Source organism: Streptomyces sp. NPDC048584 (assembly GCF_043199595.1).
GTDB lineage: Bacteria > Actinomycetota > Actinomycetes > Streptomycetales > Streptomycetaceae > Streptomyces > Streptomyces edwardsiae.
In genome coordinates this window covers 93,284-115,682 of record NZ_JBICWF010000011.1, presented here as the reverse complement: position 1 = coordinate 115,682, position 22,399 = coordinate 93,284, and the positions used below count along the sequence as shown (strand labels likewise).

Sequence of the window (22,399 nt, the reverse complement as noted above, 5' to 3'; positions counted from 1 at the left end):
GAGCCGGTGGATGGATCACGGCGGGCACGGTATGACCATGGATCTGCCGCCGTTCACGCTGGGGCGGGGGCTCGGCTGGTCGGCGGATCCCTTCTTTCTGATCGCCTGCCTGCTGGGGCTGGCCCTGTACTGCTGGGGTGTCGTCCGGCTTGTGCGGCGCGGGGACAAGTGGCCGGTGGGCAGGACCGTCGCGTTCGTCACCGGTGTGCTGAGCATCGGGCTGATGATGTGCACCAAGCTGAACGACTACGGCATGGTCATGTTCAGCGTGCACATGGTGCAGCACATGATGATCAGCATGGTGTCGCCGATCCTGCTCCTGCTCGGCGCCCCGGTCACCCTGGCCCTGCGCGCTCTGCCGCCGGCCGGGCGGGGCCGCAAGGGGCCGCGTGAGCTGCTGCTGATGCTGCTGCACAGCCGCTACATGCGCGTGGTCACGCATCCGGTGTTCACCATCCCGATGTTCATCGCGAGCCTGTACGGCCTGTACTTCACCCCCTTGTTCGACTTCCTGATGGGCTCCACCACGGGGCATGTGGCGATGATGGTGCACTTCCTCGCCGTCGGCCTGGTCTTCTTCTGGCCGATCATGGGCGTGGACCCGGGCCCGCACCGGCCGGGCTATCTGATGCGGATGCTGGAGCTGTTCGCGGGCATGCCGTTCCACGCGTTCTTCGGCATCGCGCTGATGATGGCGTCCACGCCGATGGTCACGACCTTCGAGAACCCTCCCGGTTCGCTCGCCATCGACGCGCTGTCCGACCAGAACGCGGCCGGCGGTATCGCCTGGGCGTTCAGCGAGGTTCCGTCCGTGCTGGTGCTGATCGCGCTGCTGTTCCAGTGGTACGCCTCGGACCAGCGGCAGGCCAAGCGCTCGGACCGCGCCGCCGACCGGGACGGGGACAAGGAGCTGGAGGCGTACAACGCCTATCTGGCCTCGTTGAACGCCCGCGGAAACTGAGCCTGCCCGAACGTTTGTCGCCTTCCGCGCCGTAAAGAGGCGGAACGGGGGCACCATGGAGTGAGCCGCACGATGAGGAGGGTGTTGCGATGCCCGGTTCCACGAACGGTTTCTCCGACGGTGACAGCTCGACGAAGGCCATGGGGGTGCTCACCGTCGGCGCCCTGGTCGCCGTGACCGCGTACACGGTGGCGCTCGGCAGCAACGGCTGGCTGTGGTTCGGCTGGGTCGTCCTGGGGCTGATCACCTTGGGAATGGTGGCCACCCGCAGCACCTGACGAGCCGGTCCGGGGCGGCCCGTCTCACTTGGGGGCGAGCCGCCCCGTCAGGTGGACGCCCGGCTGGTACTTCGGCAGCCGGACGGTGATCCTCATACCGGCACCCACGGCGGTCTCGATGACGAGGCCGTGGTCGTCGCCGTAGACCTGGCGGAGCCGGTCGTCGACGTTGGACAGTCCGATGCCGCCGGTGGGACTGACCTCGCGGGCGAGGATGCGGCGGAGCAGGCCGGGGTCCATTCCGGCGCCGTCGTCCTCGATGACGACGAGGGCCTCGGCTCCGGCGTCCTGGGCGGTGATCTGGATGTGGCACTTGTCGGCCTTGCCCTCCAGTCCGTGTTTGACGGCGTTCTCCACCAGCGGCTGGAGGCAGAGGAAGGGCAGCGCGACCGGCAGCACCTCGGGGGCGATCTGCAGGGTGACGGAGAGCCGGTCGCCGAAGCGTGCCCGTACGAGCGCCAGGTAGTGGTCGATGGCGTGGAGTTCGTCGGCGAGGGTGGTGAAGTCGCCGTGCCGGCGGAACGAGTAGCGGGTGAAGTCGGCGAACTCCAGGAGCAGTTCCCGGGCCCGTTCCGGGTCGGTGCGCACGAACGAGGCGATCACGGCGAGTGAGTTGAAGATGAAGTGCGGGGAGATCTGCGCCCGCAGCGCCCTGATCTCGGCCTCGATGAGGCGGGTACGGGACTGGTCGAGGTCGGCGAGTTCCAGCTGGACGGAGACCCAGCGGGCGACCTCCCCCGCCGCCCGGACCAGGACCGCGGACTCGCGGGGCGCGCAGGCGACGAGCGCGCCGTGCACCCGGTCGTCGACGGTGAGCGGCGCGACCACGGCCCAGCGGACCGAGCAGTCGGGGGTGTCGCAGGTGAGCGGGAAGGCCTCGCCGCGGCCGGTGTCGAGGGGACCGGTGAGGCGTTCCATGATCTCGGTGCGGTGATGGGATCCGGCGCCGTCCCAGACGAGGACCTGGTCGCGGTCGGTGAGGCACAGGGCGTCCGTGCCCAGCAGGGAGCGCAGTTTGCGGGCGGACTTTCCGGCGGTCTCTTCCGTGAGGCCGGCCCGGAGCGGGGGTGTGGCCAGGGAGGCGGTGTGCAGCGCCTCGAAGGTGGCGTGCTCGACGGGGGTGCCGAGTCCGGCGAGGCTGGTGGGCCGGGCGGTGCGCCGGCCGATCCAGAATCCGGCGGCCAGCAGGGGCAGTACGGCGACCAGGAGACCGGCGAGGAAGCCGCTCATGCGGACACCTCCGTACGCAGTTCCTCCGGCAGGTGGAAGCGGGCCAGCACCGCGGCCGTGCCGGGCGGTACCCGGCCGGGCGTGGCCAGCGAGACCAGGATCATGGTGAGGAAGCCCAGCGGCACCGACCAGAGCGCCGGCCAGGCGAGCAGGGCGTGCAGCGGGCCGTCGCCCGGATAGCCGGCCATGGTGGCGGCGACGGCGACGAAGGCGGAGCCGCCGCCCACCAGCATCCCGGCCGCCGCACCGGGCGGGGTGAGCCGGCGCCACCAGATGCCGAGGACGAGCAGCGGGCAGAACGACGAGGCGGAGACGGCGAAGGCGAGCCCCACGGCGTCGGCCACCGGCAGTCCGCCGACCAGGAGGCTCGCCCCGAGGGGTACGGCCATGGCGAGGACGGTACCGAGCCGGAAGTGCCGTACGCCGCGGGTGGGGAGCACGTCCTGGGTGAGGACGCCGGCCACGGCCATGGTGAGCCCGGAGGCCGTGGACAGGAACGCGGCGAAGGCGCCCCCGGCGACCAGCGCGCCCAGGAGGTCGCCGCCCGTTCCGCCGATCATGCGGCCGGGCAGCAGCAGGACGGCGGCGTCCGCGTCGCCGGTGAGGGTGAGCTCGGGGGCGTACAGCCGGCCGAGGGCGCCGTAGACGGGCGGGAGGAGGTAGAAGGCGCCGATCAGGCCGAGGACCGCGACGGTGGTGCGGCGGGCGGCGACCCCGTGTGGGCTGGTGTAGAAGCGGACCACGACGTGGGGCAGGCCCATGGTGCCGAAGAAGGTGGCGAGGATCAGCCCGTACGTGGCGTACAGCGGGCGTTCCTCGCGGGACTCGGCGCGGGAGGGCGAGAGGGCGTCGTCGGCGCCGCGTCCGGCGGCGGGGACCTCGGCGCCCTCGGCGAAGGTGAGCCGGGTGCCGCCGTCGATGCGGTGGGGGCCCGCGGACAGGGCGGTCTCGGTGCCGTCGAGGTCGCGGCCGTCGACGGTGCCGTCCACCGTGACGGTGAGCGGCGCGGTGAGCCGCAGGTCCAGGGTGTCGTCGATCCGTACCACCCGCTGTTCGCGGAAGGCGGCCGGTTCGTCGAAGGCGTGGCTGGGGGCGCCGTCGCTCTGCCAGGCGGCGATCAGGAAGAGGGCGGGGACGAGCAGGGCGGTGAGCTTCAGCCAGTACTGGAAGGCCTGGACGAAGGTGATGCTGCGCATGCCGCCCGCGCCGACGATGACGGTGACCACCACGGCGACGATCACCCCGCCGAGCCAGTCGGGCGCGCCGGTGAGCACGGTCAGGGTGAGCCCCGCGCCCTGGAGCTGCGGCAGCAGGTACAGCCAGCCCACGCCGACGACGAAGGCGCCCGCGAGCCGCCGTACCGTCTGCGAGGCGAGACGGGCCTCCGCGAAGTCGGGCAGCGTGTAGGCGCCGGAGCGGCGCAGCGGGGCGGCGACGAACAGCAGCAGCACCAGATAGCCGGCGGTGTAGCCGACCGGGTACCAGAGCATGTCCGGGCCCTGGACGAGGACGAGTCCCGCGATGCCGAGGAAGGAGGCGGCGGAGAGGTACTCGCCGCTGATGGCGGCCGCGTTGAGGCGGGGGCCGACGGTGCGGGAGGCGACGTAGAAGTCGGAGGTGGTGCGGGAGATGCGCAGGCCGAAGGCGCCGACGAGGACGGTCGCGAGGGCGACGAGGGCGACGGCGGTGACGGCGTAGGCGGAGTTCACGGCGGCAGGCGGCCTCAGCGGTCTTCGACGAGCCGCACGAAGTCGCGTTCGTTGCGTTCGGCGCGGCGGACGTACCAGCGGGCGAGCAGGACGAGCGGGGGGTAGAGCCCGAAGCCGAGCACGGCCCACTCCAGGCGGCGGGCGTCCGGGGCGGCTGCGAAGACCAGCGGCAGCGGGCCGATGAGCAGGGCGAGGACGGCGAACACGGTGAGTCCGGTGCGCAGTTGGATGCGCATGAGGGAGCGGACGTAGGTGTGGCCGAGGGTGGTCTGTTCGTCGATCTCGGTGCGCGGGCGGTAGTAGCCGGAGGAGCGGTGGGCGCGGCGGGGCGGGCCGGTGACGACCACGCGGCGTTCGGTCGGGTCCTGAGGCATGTCGTCCCCCGCGCCTAGCTCGTGGTCCGGCGCATCAGCAGGTCCCGCAGTTCGCGGGCGTGCCGCCTGCTGACCTGGAGTTCCTCGGAGCCGATCAGGACGCTCACGGTGCCCGCGTCGAGCCGGAGTTCGCCGATGTGGCGCAGGGCGACCAGATGGCGGCGGTGGATGCGGACGAAGCCGCGGGAGCGCCAGCGCTCCTCCAGGGTGGACAGCGGGATCCGTACGAGGTGGCTGCCCCGGTCGGTGTGCAGACGGGCGTAGTCGCCCTGGGCCTCGACGTGGGTGATGTCGTCGACGGCGACGAAACGGGTCACGCCGCCGAGTTCGACGGGTATGTGGTCGGGGTCGGGTTCGTGCACGGGGATGCGCGGGGCGGCGGTGTCGCGCTGTGCGGCGGCGCGCAGCTCGACGACGCGGCGGACGGCCTCGGCGAGGCGTTCCCTGCGCACGGGTTTGAGGACGTAGTCGGCGGCCTTGAGGTCGAAGGCCTGGACGGCGAAGTCCTCGTGGGCGGTGACGAACACGATGAGCGGGGGCCGGGCGAACCCGGTGAGCAGCCGGGCCAGGTCGAGGCCGTCGAGGCCGGGCATCTGGATGTCGAGGAAGACGACGTCGACGGCGTCGGGCCCGTCGGGTCCCGATTCCAGGGCGCGGTTGATGCGGCGCAGGGCGTTGGTGGCGTCGTCGGCGCCCTCGGCGCTGTCGATACGGGGGTCGGCGTTGAGCAGGTAGAGCAGCTCCTCCAGTGAGGGGCGTTCGTCGTCGACGGCGAGGGCGCGCAGCATGAAGGTGGAGTGTAGGGGTGATTTCCACGTCTGGACATGCCCCGGACGTGGGCGTTCACGCTGGATACAGTGCCCGCATGAACAGCAGGCCCGCGTCGTTCGACGAGCTCGACCGGAAGATCGTGACCGCTCTGATGGCGAACGCCCGGACGTCGTTCGCCGAGATCGGCGCGGCCGTCGGACTGTCGTCGACGGCGGTCAAGCGCCGGGTGGACCGGCTGCGCGAGACCGGGGTGATCACCGGGTTCACGGCGACGGTGCGGCCGGCGGCGCTGGGCTGGCGGACCGAGGCGTACGTCGAGGTGTACTGCGAGGGGGCGGCGCCGCCCCGGCGGCTGGCGGAGGTGGTGCGCAACCATCCGGAGATCGCCGCCGCGATGACGGTGACCGGCGGCGCGGACGCGCTGCTTCATGTGCGGGCGCGCGACGTGGAGCACTTCGAGGAGGTGCTGGAGCGGATCCGCCAGGAGCCGTTCATCCGGAAGACGATCAGTGTGATGGTGCTGTCCCATCTGCTGCCGGACAGTCCTGAGGCGGGAGTGAGTCAGCCCGCGCCGGATGGCGCAGCAGACGTGCGCCGAACGGTGGAACCACGCAGCGATCCTGCGTGAACACGCAGCTTTTGTTCCTTGTCGCCCGTATCACTCGCTTCCTACCGTGGTCTCACCCCTGTCGTCACCGCGTGGAAGCGGAGGAACCCCTCTGTGCCCGACTCCCGTGTGGCGTCCCGGCGGCGCTATCTCGTCTGCGACCCCAGACACTTCGCCGTCCGGTACGCGATCAATCCCTGGATGTGTCCCGACCGCCCCGTCGACGTCCTGCTGGCGCAGCGCCAGTGGCGGACGCTCGTCGACACCTACCGCGCGCACGGTCATACCGTGGAGAGCGTGACGCCGGAGCCCGCCCTGCCCGACATGGTGTTCGCCGCGAACGCGGCGGTCGTCGTCGAGGGCCGCGTCTTCGGTTCCCTGTTCCTGGCGCCCGAGCGGCGCCCGGAGTCCGTGCCGTACGAGGCCTGGTTCAAGGCCGAGGGGTACGAGGTGCAGCATCCCGAGTCGGTGTGCGAGGGCGAGGGGGACCTGGTGCCGGCCGGGCGCTGGATGCTCGCCGGCACCGGGTTCCGCACCACCCCGGAGGCGCACCGCGAGGCACAGGAGTACTTCGGGGTGCCGGTGATCGGTCTGACGCTGGTGGACCCGTACTTCTACCACCTGGACACGGCGCTGTTCGTGCTGGACGCGGAGAACATCGCGTACTACCCGGAGGCGTTCTCGCCGGGCAGCCGCGAGGTGCTCGCCCGGCTGTATCCGGACGCGGTGCTCGCGACCCGTGAGGACGCCATGGCGTTCGGGCTGAACTCGGTCTCCGACGGACGCCATGTGTTCATCTCCCCCGGGGCCATCGCCCTCGCCGCCCGGCTCGCCGAGCGTGGCTACGTTCCCGTTCCCGTCGACCTGTCCGAGTTCCACAAGGCGGGCGGGGGCATCAAGTGCTGCACACAGGAGATCCGCTCATGACCACTGTCGTTTCCGCGCGTACGTCCGCCGAGCTGATCGGTGCGGAGGAGCCGGTCCTCGCGCACAACTACCATCCGCTGCCCGTGGTCGTCGCCCGCGCGGAGGGCGCCTGGGTGGAGGACGTGGAGGGCCGACGGTACCTCGACATGCTGGCCGGCTACTCGGCGCTCAACTTCGGACACCGGCATCCGGCGCTGATCGAGGCGGCGCACCGCCAGCTGGACCGGCTCACGCTGACCTCGCGCGCGTTCCACAACGACCGGCTCGCCGAGTTCGCGGGGCGGCTGGCCGCGCTGACCGGTCTCGACATGGTGCTGCCCATGAACACCGGCGCGGAGGCGGTGGAGAGCGCGATCAAGGTGGCCCGCAAGTGGGCCTACGACGTGAAGGGCGTCCCGGCGGACCGGGCGACGATCGTGGTGGCGGCCGGCAACTTCCACGGCCGTACGACGACGATCGTGAGCTTCTCCACGGACGAGGTCGCCCGCGGCGGGTTCGGTCCGTTCACTCCGGGCTTCCGGGTGGTGCCGTACAACGATCAGGCGGCGCTGGAGGCCGCGGTCGACGACACGACGGCGGCGGTGCTGATCGAGCCCGTCCAGGGCGAGGCCGGTGTGATCGTCCCGGACGACGGCTATCTGACCGGGGTGCGCGAGCTGACGCGCCGCGCGGGGTGTCTGTTCATCGCCGACGAGATCCAGTCCGGGCTCGGCCGTACGGGCCGTACGCTCGCCGTGGAGCACGAGTCGGTCGTCCCGGACATGGTCCTGCTGGGCAAGGCGCTGGGCGGCGGCATCGTGCCGGTGTCGGCGGTGGTGGCCCGGCGCGAGGTGCTGGGGGTGCTCCGCCCGGGTGAGCACGGGTCGACCTTCGGCGGCAATCCGCTGGCCGCGGCGGTCGGCACGGCCGTGGTGGAGCTGCTGGAGACCGGCGAGTTCCAGCGGCGGGCGGCGGAACTGGGCGAGGTGCTGCGCGCGGGCCTGGAATCGCTGGTCGGCAAGGGCGTCGTCGGGTTCCGCGCGCGCGGTCTGTGGGCGGGCGTGGACGTCGACCCGGCACTCGGTACCGGCCGCGAGGTCAGTGAACGGCTGATGTGGGAGGGCATCCTGGTCAAGGACACGCACGGCTCCACCATCCGGCTGGCGCCGCCCCTGACCGTCACGGCGGAAGAACTCCAGGACGCCCTGCACACGGTGGGGAGGGTCCTGGCCCGGCAGGTCTGAACCGCCGCCGTCCCCCGGTGCTTCCTCCGGGGGACGGCGCAGTTCGGGGAGCCGCCGTCCCGCTCCCAGGGTGATGATGGGACAAGAGGTGGCAGCACCACTCTCGGACCACTCTCCGCGACAGAGAGGTCGCCCGTGGGCGGACACAAGGAGCAGGACGTTGCCCGGCAGGCGTTCGATGTGGCCGACGCCGTTCCCCTGCTGCTGGATCCGCACGGCACGGTGTCGAGCTGGACCGGCGGGGCGGAACGGCTGCTGGGCTATCGCCCCACCGAGGCCGTGGGCCGCGCGTTCGCCGAACTGCTGATGCCCGACGACGCCGAGCGGATGCCGGACCTGGTCGAGCGGTGCCGCTCGGAGGGCGACTGGGCGGGGCTGCTGACCACCCGGCACCGAGGCGGCCGGCCGGTCGCGGTGATGGTGCGGATCACGGCGACGGTGCGGCCGCGGGGCCGTTCGCCGCTGCTGGTCCTGCTGTCGGAGGTGGACGGCGCCACGGGCTGGGACATGAGCCGCCCGGTGCTGGAACAGATGGTCACCGGTGCGTCGATCGGTATCGCGATCGTCGACACGGATCTGCGCTATGTGTGGTCCAACACCGCGCTGGAGCAGTTCGGGGGCGGAACGGCCGGACAGCGGCTGGGGCTGCGGTTCGCCGACGTGCAGCCGGGGCTGGACGCCGAGGCCGTCGAGGAGCGGATGCGGCACGTGCTGGACACCGGCGAGCAGGTGGTCGGCTACCAGCATGTCGGCCGGGTCCGCTCGGCGCCGATGCGCGAGACCGCGCACGTGCTGTCGTTCACCCGTCTGGACGACGAACAGGGCCGCCCGATGGGCGTGTACTACACCGTCGTGGACGTCACCGAGCGGCACCGCGCCCGCCAGCGCCTCGCCCTCCTCGACCGCGCCGGTGCGCATATCGGCCGCACCCTGGACATCGAGCGGACCGCGCAGGAACTCGCGGACGTCGCCGTGCCGGAGCTCGCGGACTATGTCGCCGTGGACCTGTTGGAGACGGTGCTGCGCGGTGCCGACGTCCAACCGGGCCCGTCCACCGCCTCGGGCCGGGTACCGCTGCGCCGGGCGGGCCAGCGGTCACTGCACAACGACCTGCCGCGGGCAGCCGTGGAGACCGGGACGGTGCTGTCGTACCCGTCGGATTCTCCGCCGGTGCGCTGTCTGGCCACGGGCCGGTCCTGGCTTCAGGAGCGGCTCGATCCGCTCCACCCGGCGTGGGCCATGCCGCCGGGCGGCCGGGAGTCGACCTTCCTGGAGCTCGGCCTGCGGAGCGCGATGATCGTCCCGGTGCGCGCCCGGGGTGTCACCCTGGGCATGACCGCGTTCTTCCGCCGCCGGCACGATCCCTTCGACGAGGACGACCTCCATCTGGCCGAGGACCTGGTCTCCCGCGCCGCCGTCTGCGTGGACAACGCCCGGCGCTACACGCGTGAGCGGAACGCGGCGCTGGTGCTGCAGAGCAGCCTGCTGCCCCTCCATCTGCCCGATCAGGCCGCCGTGGAGGTGTCCGCCTGCTACCGCCCGGCCGACGAACTGACAGGTCTCGGCGGCGACTGGTACGACCTCATCCCGCTGTCCGGCGCCCGGGTCGCCCTCATCGTCGGCGAGGCCCCCGGATACGGCATCGACGCCGCCGCGGCCATGGGCGGCCTGCGGACCGCCGTACGGACCCTGGCCGCGCTGGACCTGCCGCCCGAGGAGGTGCTCGCCCACCTGGACGACCTGGTGGACCGGTCGGCCGGGGACGAGGGCGCCGGGCCGGAGGGGACCTACGGCCATCCGGTGGGGACCGGCTGCGTGTACGTGGTCTACGACCCCGTGGACGGGAAGTGCACGATGGCCGCGGCGGGCCATCCCGCACCGGCCGTGATCGCGCCGGACGGCACCGTCTCCTTCGTGGAGCTGCCGGAGGGGCCCGCGCTGGGCGTCGGCGGCCCCCCGTTCGAGTCGGTGGAGCTGACCCTGCCCGAGGGCTCCACGCTCGCCCTGCACACCGACGGTCTGCTGCTGCCCCCCGACCGGGACGGGGCCTACGACACGAACCGGGACCGGCTGCGGCGGGCGCTGGAGAGCGCCGCGAAACCCACACTGGAGCTGAGCTGCCGGGCCGTGGTGGACGCGCTGGTGCCGACCCGTCCGTACGACGACGTGGCCCTGCTCATGGCCCGCACCAAACGGCTCGACCCCGGCCATGTGGCGGCATGGGACCTGTCCGCGGATCCCGCCGTCGTGGCCGAGGCCCGCAGAACGGCGACCGGGCAGCTGGCCCGCTGGGGCCTGGACGAGCTGATCTTCACCACGGAGCTGGTCGTCAGCGAGCTGGTCACCAACGCCATCCGCTACGCCTCGGGACCCGTCCGGCTGCGGCTGATCCATGAGCGCACGCTGGTGTGCGAGGTGGTGGACGGCGGTGCCACGGCACCCCATCTGCGGCATCCCCGCGCGATGGACGAGGGCGGACGCGGGCTGCTGCTGGTCTCCCAGCTCGCGGAGCGGTGGGGCACCCGCTTCGTACCCGGCGGGAAGATCATCTGGGCGGAGCAGTCGCTGACCGCGCCACCGGAGTGAGGCGGGGTCATGACGGAGGCGTCGATCGACTACGAGGCGGTCTACCGGGCCCTGCCCGGCATGGTCGCGCTGCTGACCCCGGACCTGGTGTACGCGGATGTCAACGCGGCCTTCGTCCGCGGCACCGGACGCTCCCGCGAGTCGATCGTGGGCCGCTATCTGTTCGACGTCTTCCCCGAGAACCCGGACGACCCGGAGGCCGTGGGCGCGCAGTTGCTGCACACCTCGCTGCGGCGGGTCCTGTCGACCGGTGAGCGCGACACCATGGCCGTACAGCGCTACGACGTCGAGACACCGGAGCACTCCGGCAGGTGGGAGGAGCGCTACTGGAGTCCGGTGAACACGCCGGTGCCCGGCCCCGACGGGCGGGTGGTGCTGATCGTGCACCGGGTCGAGGAGGTCACGGAGCTGATCCGATTCCGGGGCGGCGCGGGTGACGGCCGGGGCCGGGTGCTGGAGGCCGAGCTGTACGCGCGCGGCCGTGAGCTGCAGGAGCTCAACAACCGGCTGCGCGAGGCGCACGCGCGGGAGCGGGAGGTGGCGCTGGCGCTGCAGGAGGCGATGCTGCCCGGCCGCCGGCAGGTCGGCCATCGCCGGGCCGCGGTGCGCTACCGGCCGGCGCTGGGCGCGCTCAACGTCTGCGGGGACTGGTACGACCTGGTCGACCTGGTGGGCGGCAACCGGATCGGTGTATCGGTGGGGGACGTGGTCGGGCACGGTCTGGCGGCGGCCGGGGTGATGGGCCAGCTGCGCAGCGCGCTGACCGCGGCCTCCCGGGTGGCGGAGGGGCCCGCGCAGGCGCTGGACGTGGTGGGCCGCTACGCCCATGTGGTGGACGGCGCCGAGTCCGCGACCGCGGTGACCACCTTCGTCGACTTCGACCGGCACACCATCAGGTACAGCAGTGCCGGCCATCCGCCGCCGGTGCTGCTGCACCGCGACGGACGCGTGGAGTTCCTGGACCGGGCCACCGACCCGCCGCTCGACGCCCAGCCCGAGCCGACGGCACGGCCGGAGGCCGAGACCGGGTTCGAGCCGGGCGCGACTCTGGTGCTCTACACGGACGGTCTCGTCGAACGGCGCAGGGAGGACATCGACAGGGGGCTGCTGCGGCTCGCCGAGTCCCTGCGCCGGCACCGGACGGAGGACCCCGAGACGCTCGCGGACGTCGTGCTGCTGGAACTGCTGGCCCCGGGCGGCGCCACCGACGACACGGCGCTGGTCGTCGTACGGCTGTGATCAGGAACCGGCGCGGTCGAGGTGTGCCACGTTGCGCCGGTCCTCCGGGTCGTCGCTGGGGGCGCCGGCGAACCAGGCGTCGAGGATCTCCGTCAGCAGCGGCACGGAGGTCAGCCGCAGGCTGAGGGCCAGCACGTTGGCGTCGTTCCAGCGGCGGGCGCCGTCCGCCGTGTAGGCGTCCGCGCACAGGGCGGCGCGGACGCCGGGCACCTTGTTCGCGGCGATCGAGGCACCGGTGCCGGTCCAGCAGCACACCACCGCCTGGTCGGCGCTCCCGTCGGCGACCTCCCGGGCGGCCGCCTCGGAGCAGACGGCCCACTGCGGGTCGTCGCCGAGGCTGAGGGCGCCGTGCGCCCGTACCTCGTGGCCGCGGTCGCGGAGCTCGGCGAGGAGGGCTCGGGCCACGGGTTCGTCCATGTCGGAGGAGACGGAGATCCGCATGGACCGGAGCCTACGCGGACGGCCGTGCGGAGCGGTGCCCTCCGGTCGCGTCGAACCTGATGCCCGGCCCTGCCGTCCGCGCCTAGACTGACATCCCACGACGTGCCGGATGGCCAGCCGGGACGCGGCGGCACCGCCCGTCCGCCGGAGTCGAGGAGCATGCCCTTGTTCTACAACCTGCTGAAGTACGTGCTGCTGGGCCCGCTGCTGCGACTGGTCTTCCGGCCGCGAATAGAGGGCCTCGAGCATGTGCCGTCGTCCGGCGCCGCCATCGTGGCCGGCAACCATCTGTCGTTCTCGGACCACTTCCTGATGCCGGCCGTGCTCAAGCGGCGCATCACCTTCCTCGCCAAGGCCGAGTACTTCACGGGCCCCGGCCTCAAGGGCCGGCTGACGGCGTTCTTCTTCCACAGCGCCGGCCAGATCCCGGTCGACCGCAGCGGGAAGGACGCCGGGCAGGCCGCCATCCGGGAGGGTCTGGGCGTGCTGGGCAAAGGGGAACTGCTCGGCATCTACCCGGAGGGCACGCGCTCGCACGACGGCCGCCTCTACAAGGGCAAGGTCGGTGTCGCGGTGATGGCGCTCAAGGCGGGTGTGCCGGTGATTCCGTGCGCGATGATCGGCACGTTCGAGGCGCAGCCGCCCGGCAGGAAGATCCCCCGGATCCACCCGGTGGTGATCCGTTTCGGCAAGCCGCTGGACTTCTCGCGCTACGCCGGGCTGGAGAGCGAGAAGGCGGTGCTGCGCGCCGCCACCGACGAGATCATGTACGCCATCCTCACCCTGTCCGAGCAGGAGTACGTCGATCAGTACGCGGCCGTCGCCAAGGCCCAGGAGGCCGAACGCGGCGCGGAGGACAAGCGCCGCTTCCCGCGCATGCCGCTGACCTGATCCGCATACGGGTGAGGGGCGGCCGGAGAGCTCCGGCCGCCCCTCACGCGTGTCACGGCTTCGGAGTGGCGTGCGGTGCGCAGGTCACGTCGGTGCGGTCGAGGGCGCCGGTGAGCAGGTAGGTGTCCACCCGGTTGTTGACGCAGGAGTTGACCAGGCCGGTGACGCCGTGGGATCCGGCGTTCTGCTCGGTGACGAGGCGGGAGCCCTTGAGCCTCTGGTGCAGTTCGACGGCGCCCGCGTAGGGGGTGGCCGCGTCACGCTCGGACTGGACGATCAGCACCGGCGGCAGACCCTTGCCGGACTTGACGTTCAAGGGGGTCTGCTGCTTGGCCGGCCAGGTGGCGCAGGGCAGGTTCATCCAGGCGTTGGCCCAGGTCATGAACGGGTGGTCGCGGTGCAGCCGGGTGTTGTCGCGGTCCCAGGTGCGCCAACTGGTGGGCCACTGGGCGTCGGTGCACTCCACGGCCGTGTAGACGGCGTTGCCGTTCTCCGAGGCCGCGTTGCCCGCGGTGTCGGACAGGTCGGGGGCGGCGGCGTCGACGAGCGCCTGGGGGTCGCCGGCGACGTACTGACTGAAGACGGTCGCGACGGGGACCCACGCGGAGTCGTAGTACGGGGCGCTCTGGAAGAAGCCGATCAGCTCGGCCGGTCCGACGACCCCGCCGATCGGCTCCTTCTCGGCGGTGGCGCGCAGCTTCAGCCACTGGGCCTGGACGGCGCCGCGGGTGGTGCCGAGATGGAAGGCTGCGTCGTTCTTCGCGACCCAGTCCTGCCAGTCCTTCCAGCGGCCCTCGAAGGCGACGTCCTGGTCCAGGTTGGCCTGGTACCAGATTTTCTCGCGGGAGGGGTTGACGACGCTGTCGACGACCATGCGGCGGACGTGGTCCGGGAAGAGGGTGGCGTAGACGGCGCCGAGGTAGGTGCCGTAGGAGACGCCGAGGAAGTTGAGCTTCTTCTCGCCGAGGGCGGCGCGGATGACGTCGAGGTCGCGCGCGCTGTTGGGCGTGGTCATGTGCGGCAGCATCTCGCCGCTGCGCTCCTGGCAGCCCTCGGCGTACTCGCGCGCGAGTTTGCGCTGGGCGCGCTTGTCGGCCTCGGAGCGGGGCACCGGGTCCGCCTTGGGCGCCTTGACGAACTCCTGCGGGTCGACACAGGAGATGGGCGCGGACTTGCCGACGCCGCGCGGGTCGAAGCCCACGAAGTCGTACGCCTTCGCGGTGTTGGCCCAGACCGGGTTCTTGGCGGTGACCCGGGCAGGGAAGCGCAGACCGGAGCCGCCGGGGCCACCCGGGTTGTACAGCAGCGCGCCCTGGCGCTCGCTCTTGGTCCCGGTGTTGCCGATGCGGTCGACGGCGAGCCTGATCTGCTTGCCGTACGGCTTGGCGTAGTCCATCGGCACCGAGACCCAGCCGCACTGGATCGGCGCGGCCAGGTTCCAGTCGGCGGGGCAGTCCCGCCAGTCGAGGCCGGCCTTCGCGGCCCGGGCGGCGGCGATCGCCACGCCCCTGGCCTCACGGTCCTTGCCATGATGGCTGTCCGCCGTCGCGCTCGCCGTGGGTGCCGCGACGGCGCCGGCTATGAGCGCCACCGCGACGAGCAACGCCGCCCGCCTCTTCGCTCCGCTGTCCCTCAACTGGGGCCTCCCCCTCCGTGGTTGCCATGACCACGGGGGATCCTCGCCGCAACGAGGTCACAGGGAACAGCCCCCGGAGACGCTTCTTTGCCAATCCGATAACCGGTAAAACCGGTTCCGCCAACCGGACAGGCAATCCAGCCAGTCCGGCGCATCCGGCCCGTCCGGCGTTTGAGGCCAGGGCCGTTAGGCCGAAGGGGGGCAGGGGGCCGCGCCCCCGGGGCCGGGGTACGGAAACGGGAGGAGGGGGTGGCAAAAAGCCCGTCAGGCACCCCCGCCGCCCGCGGCCCCCATCCCCATCAACGCCCGCACCCCTTCCCCCAACGTCCCCTCGGGCAGCCCACCGAAAAGCGCCATCTGCGCCGCATACCCCTGCACCAACGCGATCATCGCCCGAGCCACCACGTCCGCGTCCGCCGACGCGGACATCAGCCCCGCCTCCTGATACCCCTCCACCACCCGAGCCCACACCCCCCGCACGTTCGCGTAGCCCTCCCCCAGCACCACCGCCAGCTCAGGACTGCGCGTCGTCTCCGTCCACACCTGGATCATCAGCCGCGGAAACATCCACGACCCGTCGTCCAGCACGGCCGGCCGCTCCTCGCGCATCCGCGCCAGCGCGCGCGGAATGAGCACGTCCGGCAGCGGCGGCGGACTCTCCCGCACGGCCCCTTCGAGAATCCCCCGCACCGTGTCGAGCACATCGGTCACGATCGCGGCGATCAGCTCGTCCTTCCCCCGGAAGTACCGGTAGACGGCCCCCGCGGAGAGGTCCGCCTCCTTCAGGACGTCCTGCATCGAGGTGGCGTGGAAGCCGTTGCGGGCGAAGCAGGACGCGGCACCGTCGAGGATCTGGCGGCGGCGGGCGTCGAGGTGTTCCTGGGATACGCGAGCCATGTCCGCAACCTAAAACGAACATTCCTTCTTGACAAGGGACCGGAAGAGCGGGACGGTGGCGACGAACTTAAAACGAACGATCCTTCTTTTTACCTGCCGGAGCCCTCATGTCCCCCACCTCACTGCCGCCGCACCGCCGCGTGATCGCCGTCATCGTGCTGATCCCCGCCGTCGTCGCCCTGGCACTCTGGGCCTTCGCCTGGCCGGCGTCCCGCACGGCACCGCACGACCTGCCGCTCGGCCTGGCCGGCCCCGCCGCCGCGACCGCTCCCGTGGAGCGAGCGCTGGAGCACCGGGAGGGCGCCTTCGATCTCCACCACTACGCCGACGAGACCGCCGCCCGGGAGGCGATCGAGGACCGCGAGGTCTACGGCGCGATCGTCGCCACGGAGCAGGGCCCGAAGCTGCTCACCGCGTCCGCCGCGAGCCCGGTCGTGGCCCAGTTGCTGCGGCAGGCGGTGACCGACCGGGCGTCCGCCCCGGACAGCGGGGTGGCCACCGTGGACGTCGTGCCCGCGGCCGACAAGGATCCGCGCGGCGCCGTCCTGAACACCAGCGTGCTCCCGCTGGCCATGGCCGGCATCGGCGCCGGCGTCGCGGTGACGCTCCTCGGCCTGCGCGGCGCCCGCGCGGTGGCCGCGCTGGTTGGATCCGCCGCCCTGGTCGGCGTGGTGGCGACGGCGCTGGCGCACAGCTGGCTGGAGGCGGTCCCGGGGAACTGGTGGACCGTGGCGGGTGCGTTCGCACTGGCCGCGCTGGCGATGAGCGCGGCGGTCGCCGGACTGGCGGCGCTCGCCGGACGGGCCGGCATCGCGCTCGGCAGCGTGGTGATCATGCTGCTCGGCAACCCCTTCTCGGGGGCGTCCTCCGCCCCCGAGATGCTGCCCGTACCGGCCGGGGCGATCGGCCAGTGGCTGCCGCCGGGCGCGGGCGCGACACTGCTGCGCTCGGTGTCGTTCTTCGACGGCGCGGCGGCGGTGGGCCCCGCCCTCACGCTGACCTGGTGGGCGGTGCTGGGCCTGGGCGCCGTGGTGGCCGGCGGCGCGCTGAAGGAGCGCGGGACGGACCCGCGGCCGGCACCCGAGCGGGAACCGGTCTCCCTCGCCTGACCCCGCGCCCGGAACGACCGCGCACCCCCGCCGCGGCGGACGGGGGTGCGCGGTCCCGTCGTACGGCAAGAACCGTCCGGCGGACCAAGCCGGGGGGAACCGACGACAACGCCGCGGATACGCGTGCCGTCCCCCGGGCCTCCGGCATGACCCGCCGGACGGGCTTCAGGAGGGTTCCGCCCCCCGGTGCTCGGCCGCGATGCCGAACCGCTGCCGTTCGCGAGGAGCGGAAGCGGCCTCCCGGACACCGGCCACCGTGCTGATCACCTGGTCCTGGGCGGGCTCCGCGGACTCCCGGAGTTCTTCGAGTCGTCGCAGGTCATCGGCGGACACTAGGGCGACGAGGGGTTTTCCGTGCCGGGTCACGACGACGCGCTCACCGCCGTACACCACCCGGTTGATGAGGTCGGCGAGCTCAGCCCTGGCTTGGGTAACCGGAATCTCGTAGGCCATGAACCCATCATAACGTCACGTACGTCCTGTACATTTTTTACAGAGACGATCCGACAGGAGGGGCCCTCATGACCCGACCGTCCGCCCGCCACGTCCTGCCCGAGTTCACGGAACGCACGACGTCCGGGAACCGGACCGTGGACCCCTACTCCAAGCTGCTCGAGGAGCGGATCGTCATCCTCGGGACACCGATCGACGAGACCTCCGCCAATGATGTGATGGCGCAGTTCATGTACCTGGAGCACCACAGCCCCGACCGGGACATCTCGCTCTATGTGAACTCTCCGGGCGGCTCCTTCCACGCCATGTCGGCGATCTACGACACGCTGCGTTTCGTCACCTGCGACGTGGAGACGATCTGTCTGGGCCGGGCCGAGGGTGCCGCCGCGCTGCTGCTGGCCGCCGGCACTCCGGGCAAGCGGTACCTGCTGCCGGGCTCCCGGCTGGTGCTCCGTCAGCCCTCCCTCCGTGAGCCGGTCGAAGGGCAGACGAGCGATCTGGCGATCCAGGCCGAGGAGTTGACCCGCGTCCGGGAGCGGATGGAGGAGATCCTGGTCCGGCACACCGGCCGCACCGCGGAGCAGGTCCGCGCGGACATCGAGCGGGACAAGGTGCTGGACGCCCGGGAGGCGCTGGAGTACGGCCTGGCGGACCGGATCGTGCCCCGTCGCAGGGACGCCTGTCCCGCCTCCGGCCGCTCCGGCGCGAGGTGAGCCGCGGATGCTGCCACCGGAACCGCCGCCGCTGCCCGCACTGACCCGCGCGGAGGCCGATTTGATCGACCGCTACCTCGAGTCCGCCGACCTGCTCGGCCGGATCAACCCGGCGCTGGGCGGTGACACCTATCGGGGCCTGCGGGCCGCCCAGGCGCTGGTCGGCAAGGCCGTCGCGCTGCGCGAGGCGCTGACCCTGATGCACCGGCGCGGCGAGAGCGAACTGCACTCCGGCACACTGGCCCGCGCCCTGCGGGTGCTGGACGGCGAACGCCGTACGGCCAGGGTCACGCTGCCGCCGGACACCGGCAGTTGACGGCCTCGCATCCGGTGTCACGGCCCCGGCCGGTGGTGCGCCCCGGCGCGGGGCCGAAACGGACCGAACGGCTTACCCCCATCCGGCGTAGACGAACCTGCAGTTTTCAGGGCGTCGAAGTTGCGCAACGCACGTACCCGGATGGCGGAACGGGTCGTTCCGCCGCTGGTCCGCGGCTCCTCCGCGCACGGGACGGCGCCCCGGCCCCAGAGGTGTCCACCCGAACAGGTGAGTGGTGAGTAACAACACAAACCCCCCGTTCCGTTGGGTTTTCGATCGCGCCATGAGCCAAGATCCCTGACTGACGACAAGACCCCGCCGCCGCGGCGGGGCGATCCGGGCGGACGCCGAGTCCTGCCGCCGCCCGGATGACCGGTCGACAGGAGTGGATCGGCAGGAGTGGAGGACCCAGGCACGACGGGCCGCCGGGACGTCAGTTCCGAGCAGTCCTTGGGGTGAAGCCGCACTCGTGCGGCCGGGCCACTTCGCCAGCCCGAATCCGACAGGTCATCCTTCACAGGCGGCTGACGAAGGGTTGCGCATGACTGCGCTCAATCGTGTCCCGTCTCTCATGGCCCGGGCCGGCACGGCCTCGGCCCTCACTCTGGCCGCCGTGGGTGCCACCATCGCCGTCCCCGGAGCCGCCTCGGAGGCGGCGGCCGCGACCACGGCCACCAAGGCACTGCGCATCGCCGCCTCCAAGAAGGGCTCCCCCTACCAGTGGGGCGCCATAGGACCGCACAGGTTCGACTGCTCGGGCCTGACGCTGTACTCCTTCAAGAAGGCCGGCAAGAAGCTGCCGCGCACCGCCGCGCAGCAGTACAACACCACGCGTCACATCTCCGCGGGCAGCCGCAAGGCGGGAGACCTGGTGTTCTTCCATTCCGGCGGCTACGTCTACCACGTGGGCATCTACGCGGGTAAGGGCAAGCTCTGGCACGCGCCGAAGACCGGGGACGTGGTGCGGCTGCAGAAGATCTGGACCCGCAGCGTCTCGTACGGCCGGGTGCGGTGACCGCGGGGGCGGCGGCGCCCCGGCAGTGCCGCCGCCCGGCTCTGTGACGCCTACCGCTTGCGCCGCACCGCCGCCGTGACCGCTTCGGCGGCCGTCGGCACGGTCCACGGGAGGTCGACCGAGACGGTCTTGCCGCCCTCGCGCGTGGGGCGGACCCTGAGCCGGCCGCCGCATTCCACGGTCAGCCAGCGGATGATGACCAGCCCGCGGCCGTTGTCCTGCTGGACCGCCGCGGGCAGCCGCTTGGGGAACCGCGGATGGCTGTCCGTGACCCCGATGTGCACGCGCTCGTCACGGACCAGGACGACGTCCACGGTGAACGTGGGCGACTGCCCGAGCGTGTGCTGCACCGCGTTGGTGGCGAGCTCGGAGACGATCAGCCGGACCGTGTCGCACAGTTCCGCGTCCGCCGGCATCCCCCATTCCTCCAGCGCGCCCACCACATGGGCGCGGGCGGCCGCGACCGAGGCGGGCTCGCTCGGCAGAGTGACGGATGCTTCCAGATGGTCTGCCATGGCGACGTCGTCCCTTTCCCCCGGGACCGCAGTCCGGCACGGAGCGGATGGTTCGAGTACGGTCCCGCACTGGTGCTTCGTCGCCAGACTGCCATCACCGCACGGCGTAGGGCGGCGATCCACCAAGATATGCATATATCTGTCGCTCAAAGCGGTGAACTCTGCGACGGGAGACCGTATCCGGGCGGCCCGGAAGGAGTAAGGAGAAGCGCATGCAGCACGGTCCCGCGGTGCGCCGCCGGAAACTGGGCGCCGAATTGCGTGCCCTGCGCACCTCGGCCGGACTCACCAGCGGTGAGGCGGCGCGCCTCGCGGGCTGGCACCAGTCGAAGGTGAGCCGGATCGAGACGGGCACGAGCGGGGTGAAACCGGCCGATGTGCGCTTGCTGCTCGACGTCTACGGTGTGACCGATCGGCAGTTGCGGGAGTTGCTGCTGGTGCTGTCGGGGTCCGGTGACGAAGCCGGACGGCACCACTGGTGGCACGCCTATCGTGGTGTACTGCCGCCGACCTACCGGGACTTCATCAGCCTGGAGTCGCAGGCGAGCGCGATGCGCACCCTGGAGACCACGGTGATCCCCGGTCTGCTGCAGACACCGGAGTACGCGCGTGCGGTGACCGAGGCGGCCCTGGAGGACGCGTCGGAGGAGCGGCTGGACACGCTGGTGGAGGTACGGCTGGCCCGGCAGGACGTACTCCGGGCATCACCCCCACTCGAGCTGAGCGCGGTCCTCGACGAGGCGGTGCTGCGCCGGGAGGTCGGAGGGCCCGGAGTGATGGCCCGTCAGCTGGAACGGCTGGTCGAGGCGGCCCGGCTCCCCCAAGTACGCCTGCAAGTATTGCCGTTCACGGCGGGCGCACACATCGGCGTAACCGGTCCTTTCGTAATCTTCTCATTTTCGCGCACTTCTGATCTGGACGTGGTTGTTCTCGACCACTTGACGAGTAGCCTCCATCTGGAGCGGAAAGAAGACCTCCGGGCCTTCTCGGAGGCCTTCAACGCCCTTTCGGTCCACGCCCTTTCCCCCGAGGACTCGTTGGATTTCATCGCCGGCGCGGCCGCCGGCGCGTAAGGAGGCACGATGACCGCACCCCCTCGGACCATCCCTTCCAGCCTCGCACTGCATGATGTGACATGGCTGCGCAGCAGCTACAGCACAGGTGCGAACAACTGCGTCGAGACGGCCCGGCCGGCCACCGGAGCCCTGGCCGGACTGCTCGCCGTGCGCGACTCCAAGGCCCCGGACGGTCCCGCGCTGATCGTCCCGCCCCACTGTTGGGCGCGGTTCCTGACCGCGGTCCGCTGAGGCAGGCCCGGATCACCCACCCGACCGATCCGGCATCGGACGACGCACGGCCGTGCCCCGCCGACTCATGGCCGCGTCTCGCCGATCACATGTACAGCGCGTTCGATCTCCGCCCCGGACAGGTCCGCGCGGGCGGTCAGTCTGAGCCGTGAGACGCCGTCGGGCACGGAAGGAGGGCGGAAGCAGCCCACGGTCAGACCGGCCGCCCGGCAGTCGGCCGCCCATCGCACGGCCTGCTCCGGGGAGGGAGCCCGCACGGAGACGACCGCGGCGTCCGGACGTACCGCCTCCAGACCCGCGGCCGTCAGCCGGGAGTGCAGCTCCCGCGCCACCTCGCCCGCCCGCGCCGCGCGCCCAGGTTCCCGGCGCAGCAGCCGCAGTGCCGCCAGCGCCGCGCCGACGGCGGCGGGGGCGAGTCCCGTGTCGAAGATGAACGTACGGGCCGTGTTGACCAGGTGTTCGATCACCCGGGCCGGGCCGAGCACCGCTCCGCCCTGGCTGCCGAGCGACTTCGACAGGGTCACCGTCACGACGACGTCGTCGGCGCCCGCGAGTCCGGCCGCGTGCGGGGCTCCGCGCCCGCCGTCGCCGAGCACGCCCAGACCGTGCGCGTCGTCGAGCACCAGTCCCGCGCCGTACTCCCGGCACACCTCGGCGAGCCCGGCGAGCGGGGCGGCGTCGCCGTCCACCGAGAACACCGTGTCGGACACCGCCACCGCGGGTCCGTCGTGCCCGTCCAGCGCCTTGCGTACGGCGTCGGGGTCGGCGTGCGCCGCCACGTGGGCCGTACCGCGGGCCAGTCGGCAGCCGTCGATCAGCGAGGCGTGGTTGCCCGCGTCGGAGACGATCCTGGTGCCGTGCGGGGCCAGCGCGGTGACGGCGGCGAGGTTGGCGGCGTAGCCGGAGGAGAGGACGAGGGCCGCCTCGAAGCCGCAGAACCCGGCCAGTTCGCGCTCCAGCTCGGTGTGCAGTTCGGTGGTGCCGGTGACGAGCCGGGAGCCGGTCGAGCCGCCGCCCCAGGTCCGCGCCGCCCGGGCCGCGCCCTCGGTGACCTCCGGATGCCGGGCCAGTCCCAGATAGTCGTTGCTCGCCAGATCGAGCGGGGGCGTGCCGGCGGCCCGGGGGCGCAGGGTGCGTACGAGTCCGGCCCGGCGGCGCAGTTCCGCCTGTTCGTCGATCCAGCCGAACGCCATGGCTCCTC

Annotated in this window: 24 protein-coding genes and 1 riboswitch; of the genes, 14 read left to right on the top strand and 10 right to left on the bottom strand. The window is 72.0% G+C overall.

All coding sequences use genetic code 11. From position 1 onward, the window contains the following. Positions 1–10: 10 nt before the first annotated feature. Entirely contained in the window at positions 11–961 is a 951-nt protein-coding gene (locus ACGFR9_RS24160) for a cytochrome c oxidase assembly protein (RefSeq protein ID WP_393212032.1), read from the top strand. An 89-nt stretch (positions 962–1,050) separates the two neighbouring features. Next, positions 1,051–1,239, top strand: coding sequence for a hypothetical protein (locus tag ACGFR9_RS24155; protein WP_393212030.1), 189 nt, complete (start codon positions 1,051–1,053; stop codon positions 1,237–1,239). Positions 1,240–1,263: 24 nt separating this feature from the next. Here the strand turns inward: ACGFR9_RS24155 and ACGFR9_RS24150 are convergent, their stop codons facing one another. From ACGFR9_RS24150 to ACGFR9_RS24135, 4 genes are read right to left on the bottom strand one after another with little or no spacing between them, the layout of a single operon-like run. Continuing rightward, positions 1,264–2,469: a histidine kinase gene (locus ACGFR9_RS24150; RefSeq protein WP_311640835.1), complete on the bottom strand. Its 1,206-nt coding sequence runs from the start codon at positions 2,467–2,469 to the stop codon at positions 1,264–1,266. Further along, complete coding sequence (locus ACGFR9_RS24145) at positions 2,466–4,178, bottom strand: cation acetate symporter (protein WP_030214407.1); 1,713 nt, start codon at positions 4,176–4,178, stop codon at positions 2,466–2,468. The genes ACGFR9_RS24150 and ACGFR9_RS24145 overlap by 4 nt, the downstream gene beginning before the upstream one ends. 14 nt (positions 4,179–4,192) lie before the next feature. Further along, positions 4,193–4,552: a hypothetical protein gene (locus tag ACGFR9_RS24140; protein WP_393212027.1), complete on the bottom strand. Its 360-nt coding sequence runs from the start codon at positions 4,550–4,552 to the stop codon at positions 4,193–4,195. Between the two features lie 14 nt (positions 4,553–4,566). Beyond that, positions 4,567–5,340: a LytR/AlgR family response regulator transcription factor gene (locus ACGFR9_RS24135; RefSeq protein WP_393212025.1), complete on the bottom strand. Its 774-nt coding sequence runs from the start codon at positions 5,338–5,340 to the stop codon at positions 4,567–4,569. A 77-nt stretch (positions 5,341–5,417) separates the two neighbouring features. Here ACGFR9_RS24135 and ACGFR9_RS24130 point away from each other — a divergent pair, with 77 nt between their 5' ends. From ACGFR9_RS24130 to ACGFR9_RS24110, 5 genes are all read left to right on the top strand, one after another. Further along, positions 5,418–5,951 carry an Lrp/AsnC family transcriptional regulator gene (locus ACGFR9_RS24130; protein WP_030214404.1) on the top strand — a complete coding sequence of 178 codons (534 nt, stop codon included), beginning with the start codon at positions 5,418–5,420 and terminating at the stop codon, positions 5,949–5,951. 93 nt (positions 5,952–6,044) lie between these two features. Beyond that, the gene (gene ddaH / locus ACGFR9_RS24125; RefSeq protein WP_393212023.1) at positions 6,045–6,857 is read left to right on the top strand and encodes a dimethylargininase; all 813 of its coding nucleotides are present in this window, start codon (positions 6,045–6,047) and stop codon (positions 6,855–6,857) included. Next, the gene (gene rocD / locus ACGFR9_RS24120) at positions 6,854–8,080 is read left to right on the top strand and encodes an ornithine--oxo-acid transaminase (RefSeq protein WP_393212021.1); all 1,227 of its coding nucleotides are present in this window, start codon (positions 6,854–6,856) and stop codon (positions 8,078–8,080) included. Before ddaH ends, rocD begins: the two co-directional genes overlap by 4 nt. Before the next feature lie 135 nt (positions 8,081–8,215). Continuing rightward, on the top strand, positions 8,216–10,666 hold the full coding sequence (locus tag ACGFR9_RS24115) for a SpoIIE family protein phosphatase (protein WP_393212019.1): 2,451 nt from the start codon (positions 8,216–8,218) through the stop codon (positions 10,664–10,666). Positions 10,667–10,675: 9 nt separating this feature from the next. Beyond that, positions 10,676–11,905, top strand: coding sequence for a PP2C family protein-serine/threonine phosphatase (locus ACGFR9_RS24110; RefSeq protein ID WP_393212017.1), 1,230 nt, complete (start codon positions 10,676–10,678; stop codon positions 11,903–11,905). On the opposite strand, the gene ACGFR9_RS24105 is transcribed toward ACGFR9_RS24110, so the two are convergent. After that, positions 11,906–12,346, bottom strand: a complete 441-nt coding sequence (locus ACGFR9_RS24105; protein ID WP_393212016.1) for an RpiB/LacA/LacB family sugar-phosphate isomerase — start codon at positions 12,344–12,346, stop codon at positions 11,906–11,908. Positions 12,347–12,511: 165 nt separating this feature from the next. Here ACGFR9_RS24105 and ACGFR9_RS24100 point away from each other — a divergent pair, with 165 nt between their 5' ends. Next, complete coding sequence (locus ACGFR9_RS24100) at positions 12,512–13,237, top strand: lysophospholipid acyltransferase family protein (RefSeq protein WP_393212014.1); 726 nt, start codon at positions 12,512–12,514, stop codon at positions 13,235–13,237. 52 nt (positions 13,238–13,289) lie between these two features. Here ACGFR9_RS24100 and ACGFR9_RS24095 read toward each other — a convergent pair whose 3' ends face one another. Continuing rightward, on the bottom strand, positions 13,290–14,873 hold the full coding sequence (locus tag ACGFR9_RS24095) for an alpha/beta hydrolase (protein ID WP_393212012.1): 1,584 nt from the start codon (positions 14,871–14,873) through the stop codon (positions 13,290–13,292). A gap of 264 nt (positions 14,874–15,137) precedes the next feature. Beyond that, positions 15,138–15,770: a TetR/AcrR family transcriptional regulator gene (locus tag ACGFR9_RS24090; RefSeq protein ID WP_393212010.1), complete on the bottom strand. Its 633-nt coding sequence runs from the start codon at positions 15,768–15,770 to the stop codon at positions 15,138–15,140. A 107-nt stretch (positions 15,771–15,877) separates the two neighbouring features. Between ACGFR9_RS24090 and ACGFR9_RS24085 the strand changes: the two genes are divergently transcribed. Beyond that, positions 15,878–16,879 (top strand): ABC transporter permease, encoded by a 1,002-nt coding sequence (locus ACGFR9_RS24085; protein WP_393212008.1) that lies wholly within the window; start codon positions 15,878–15,880, stop codon positions 16,877–16,879. A 165-nt stretch (positions 16,880–17,044) separates the two neighbouring features. On the opposite strand, the gene ACGFR9_RS24080 is transcribed toward ACGFR9_RS24085, so the two are convergent. Beyond that, positions 17,045–17,332 (bottom strand): type II toxin-antitoxin system Phd/YefM family antitoxin, encoded by a 288-nt coding sequence (locus ACGFR9_RS24080; protein ID WP_393212006.1) that lies wholly within the window; start codon positions 17,330–17,332, stop codon positions 17,045–17,047. Positions 17,333–17,400: 68 nt separating this feature from the next. Here ACGFR9_RS24080 and ACGFR9_RS24075 point away from each other — a divergent pair, with 68 nt between their 5' ends. From ACGFR9_RS24075 to ACGFR9_RS24065, 3 genes are all read left to right on the top strand, one after another. After that, positions 17,401–18,045 carry an ATP-dependent Clp protease proteolytic subunit gene (locus ACGFR9_RS24075; RefSeq protein WP_393212004.1) on the top strand — a complete coding sequence of 215 codons (645 nt, stop codon included), beginning with the start codon at positions 17,401–17,403 and terminating at the stop codon, positions 18,043–18,045. A gap of 7 nt (positions 18,046–18,052) precedes the next feature. Next, complete coding sequence (locus ACGFR9_RS24070; protein ID WP_393212002.1) at positions 18,053–18,361, top strand: hypothetical protein; 309 nt, start codon at positions 18,053–18,055, stop codon at positions 18,359–18,361. A 335-nt stretch (positions 18,362–18,696) separates the two neighbouring features. Beyond that, positions 18,697–18,899: riboswitch (cyclic di-AMP (ydaO/yuaA leader) on the top strand. Positions 18,900–18,902: 3 nt separating this feature from the next. Continuing rightward, entirely contained in the window at positions 18,903–19,376 is a 474-nt protein-coding gene (locus ACGFR9_RS24065; RefSeq protein ID WP_393212000.1) for a C40 family peptidase, read from the top strand. Between the two features lie 50 nt (positions 19,377–19,426). Here ACGFR9_RS24065 and ACGFR9_RS24060 read toward each other — a convergent pair whose 3' ends face one another. Next, entirely contained in the window at positions 19,427–19,891 is a 465-nt protein-coding gene (locus ACGFR9_RS24060) for an ATP-binding protein (RefSeq protein WP_393211998.1), read from the bottom strand. 212 nt (positions 19,892–20,103) lie between these two features. Here ACGFR9_RS24060 and ACGFR9_RS24055 point away from each other — a divergent pair, with 212 nt between their 5' ends. Together ACGFR9_RS24055 and ACGFR9_RS24050 are read left to right on the top strand one after the other, a co-directional pair. Next, complete coding sequence (locus tag ACGFR9_RS24055) at positions 20,104–20,964, top strand: helix-turn-helix transcriptional regulator (protein ID WP_311640852.1); 861 nt, start codon at positions 20,104–20,106, stop codon at positions 20,962–20,964. 9 nt (positions 20,965–20,973) lie between these two features. Then, positions 20,974–21,198, top strand: a complete 225-nt coding sequence (locus ACGFR9_RS24050) for a DUF397 domain-containing protein (RefSeq protein WP_393211995.1) — start codon at positions 20,974–20,976, stop codon at positions 21,196–21,198. A gap of 65 nt (positions 21,199–21,263) precedes the next feature. Here ACGFR9_RS24050 and ACGFR9_RS24045 read toward each other — a convergent pair whose 3' ends face one another. Next, on the bottom strand, positions 21,264–22,391 hold the full coding sequence (locus tag ACGFR9_RS24045) for an 8-amino-7-oxononanoate synthase (protein ID WP_393211993.1): 1,128 nt from the start codon (positions 22,389–22,391) through the stop codon (positions 21,264–21,266). Positions 22,392–22,399 lie beyond the last annotated feature (8 nt).

Coding starts and splice junctions, on each gene's coding strand:
- ACGFR9_RS24160 (WP_393212032.1), top strand. CDS start 11: ATGGATCACGGCGGGCACGGTATGACCATGGATCTGCCGCCGTTCACG.
- ACGFR9_RS24155 (WP_393212030.1), top strand. CDS start 1,051: ATGCCCGGTTCCACGAACGGTTTCTCCGACGGTGACAGCTCGACGAAG.
- ACGFR9_RS24150 (WP_311640835.1), bottom strand. CDS start 2,469: ATGAGCGGCTTCCTCGCCGGTCTCCTGGTCGCCGTACTGCCCCTGCTG.
- ACGFR9_RS24140 (WP_393212027.1), bottom strand. CDS start 4,552: ATGCCTCAGGACCCGACCGAACGCCGCGTGGTCGTCACCGGCCCGCCC.
- ACGFR9_RS24135 (WP_393212025.1), bottom strand. CDS start 5,340: ATGCTGCGCGCCCTCGCCGTCGACGACGAACGCCCCTCACTGGAGGAG.
- ACGFR9_RS24130 (WP_030214404.1), top strand. CDS start 5,418: ATGAACAGCAGGCCCGCGTCGTTCGACGAGCTCGACCGGAAGATCGTG.
- rocD (WP_393212021.1), top strand. CDS start 6,854: ATGACCACTGTCGTTTCCGCGCGTACGTCCGCCGAGCTGATCGGTGCG.
- ACGFR9_RS24110 (WP_393212017.1), top strand. CDS start 10,676: ATGACGGAGGCGTCGATCGACTACGAGGCGGTCTACCGGGCCCTGCCC.
- ACGFR9_RS24105 (WP_393212016.1), bottom strand. CDS start 12,346: ATGCGGATCTCCGTCTCCTCCGACATGGACGAACCCGTGGCCCGAGCC.
- ACGFR9_RS24090 (WP_393212010.1), bottom strand. CDS start 15,770: ATGGCTCGCGTATCCCAGGAACACCTCGACGCCCGCCGCCGCCAGATC.
- ACGFR9_RS24085 (WP_393212008.1), top strand. CDS start 15,878: ATGTCCCCCACCTCACTGCCGCCGCACCGCCGCGTGATCGCCGTCATC.
- ACGFR9_RS24080 (WP_393212006.1), bottom strand. CDS start 17,332: ATGGCCTACGAGATTCCGGTTACCCAAGCCAGGGCTGAGCTCGCCGAC.
- ACGFR9_RS24075 (WP_393212004.1), top strand. CDS start 17,401: ATGACCCGACCGTCCGCCCGCCACGTCCTGCCCGAGTTCACGGAACGC.
- ACGFR9_RS24070 (WP_393212002.1), top strand. CDS start 18,053: ATGCTGCCACCGGAACCGCCGCCGCTGCCCGCACTGACCCGCGCGGAG.
- ACGFR9_RS24065 (WP_393212000.1), top strand. CDS start 18,903: ATGACTGCGCTCAATCGTGTCCCGTCTCTCATGGCCCGGGCCGGCACG.
- ACGFR9_RS24060 (WP_393211998.1), bottom strand. CDS start 19,891: ATGGCAGACCATCTGGAAGCATCCGTCACTCTGCCGAGCGAGCCCGCC.
- ACGFR9_RS24055 (WP_311640852.1), top strand. CDS start 20,104: ATGCAGCACGGTCCCGCGGTGCGCCGCCGGAAACTGGGCGCCGAATTG.
- ACGFR9_RS24050 (WP_393211995.1), top strand. CDS start 20,974: ATGACCGCACCCCCTCGGACCATCCCTTCCAGCCTCGCACTGCATGAT.
- ACGFR9_RS24045 (WP_393211993.1), bottom strand. CDS start 22,391: ATGGCGTTCGGCTGGATCGACGAACAGGCGGAACTGCGCCGCCGGGCC.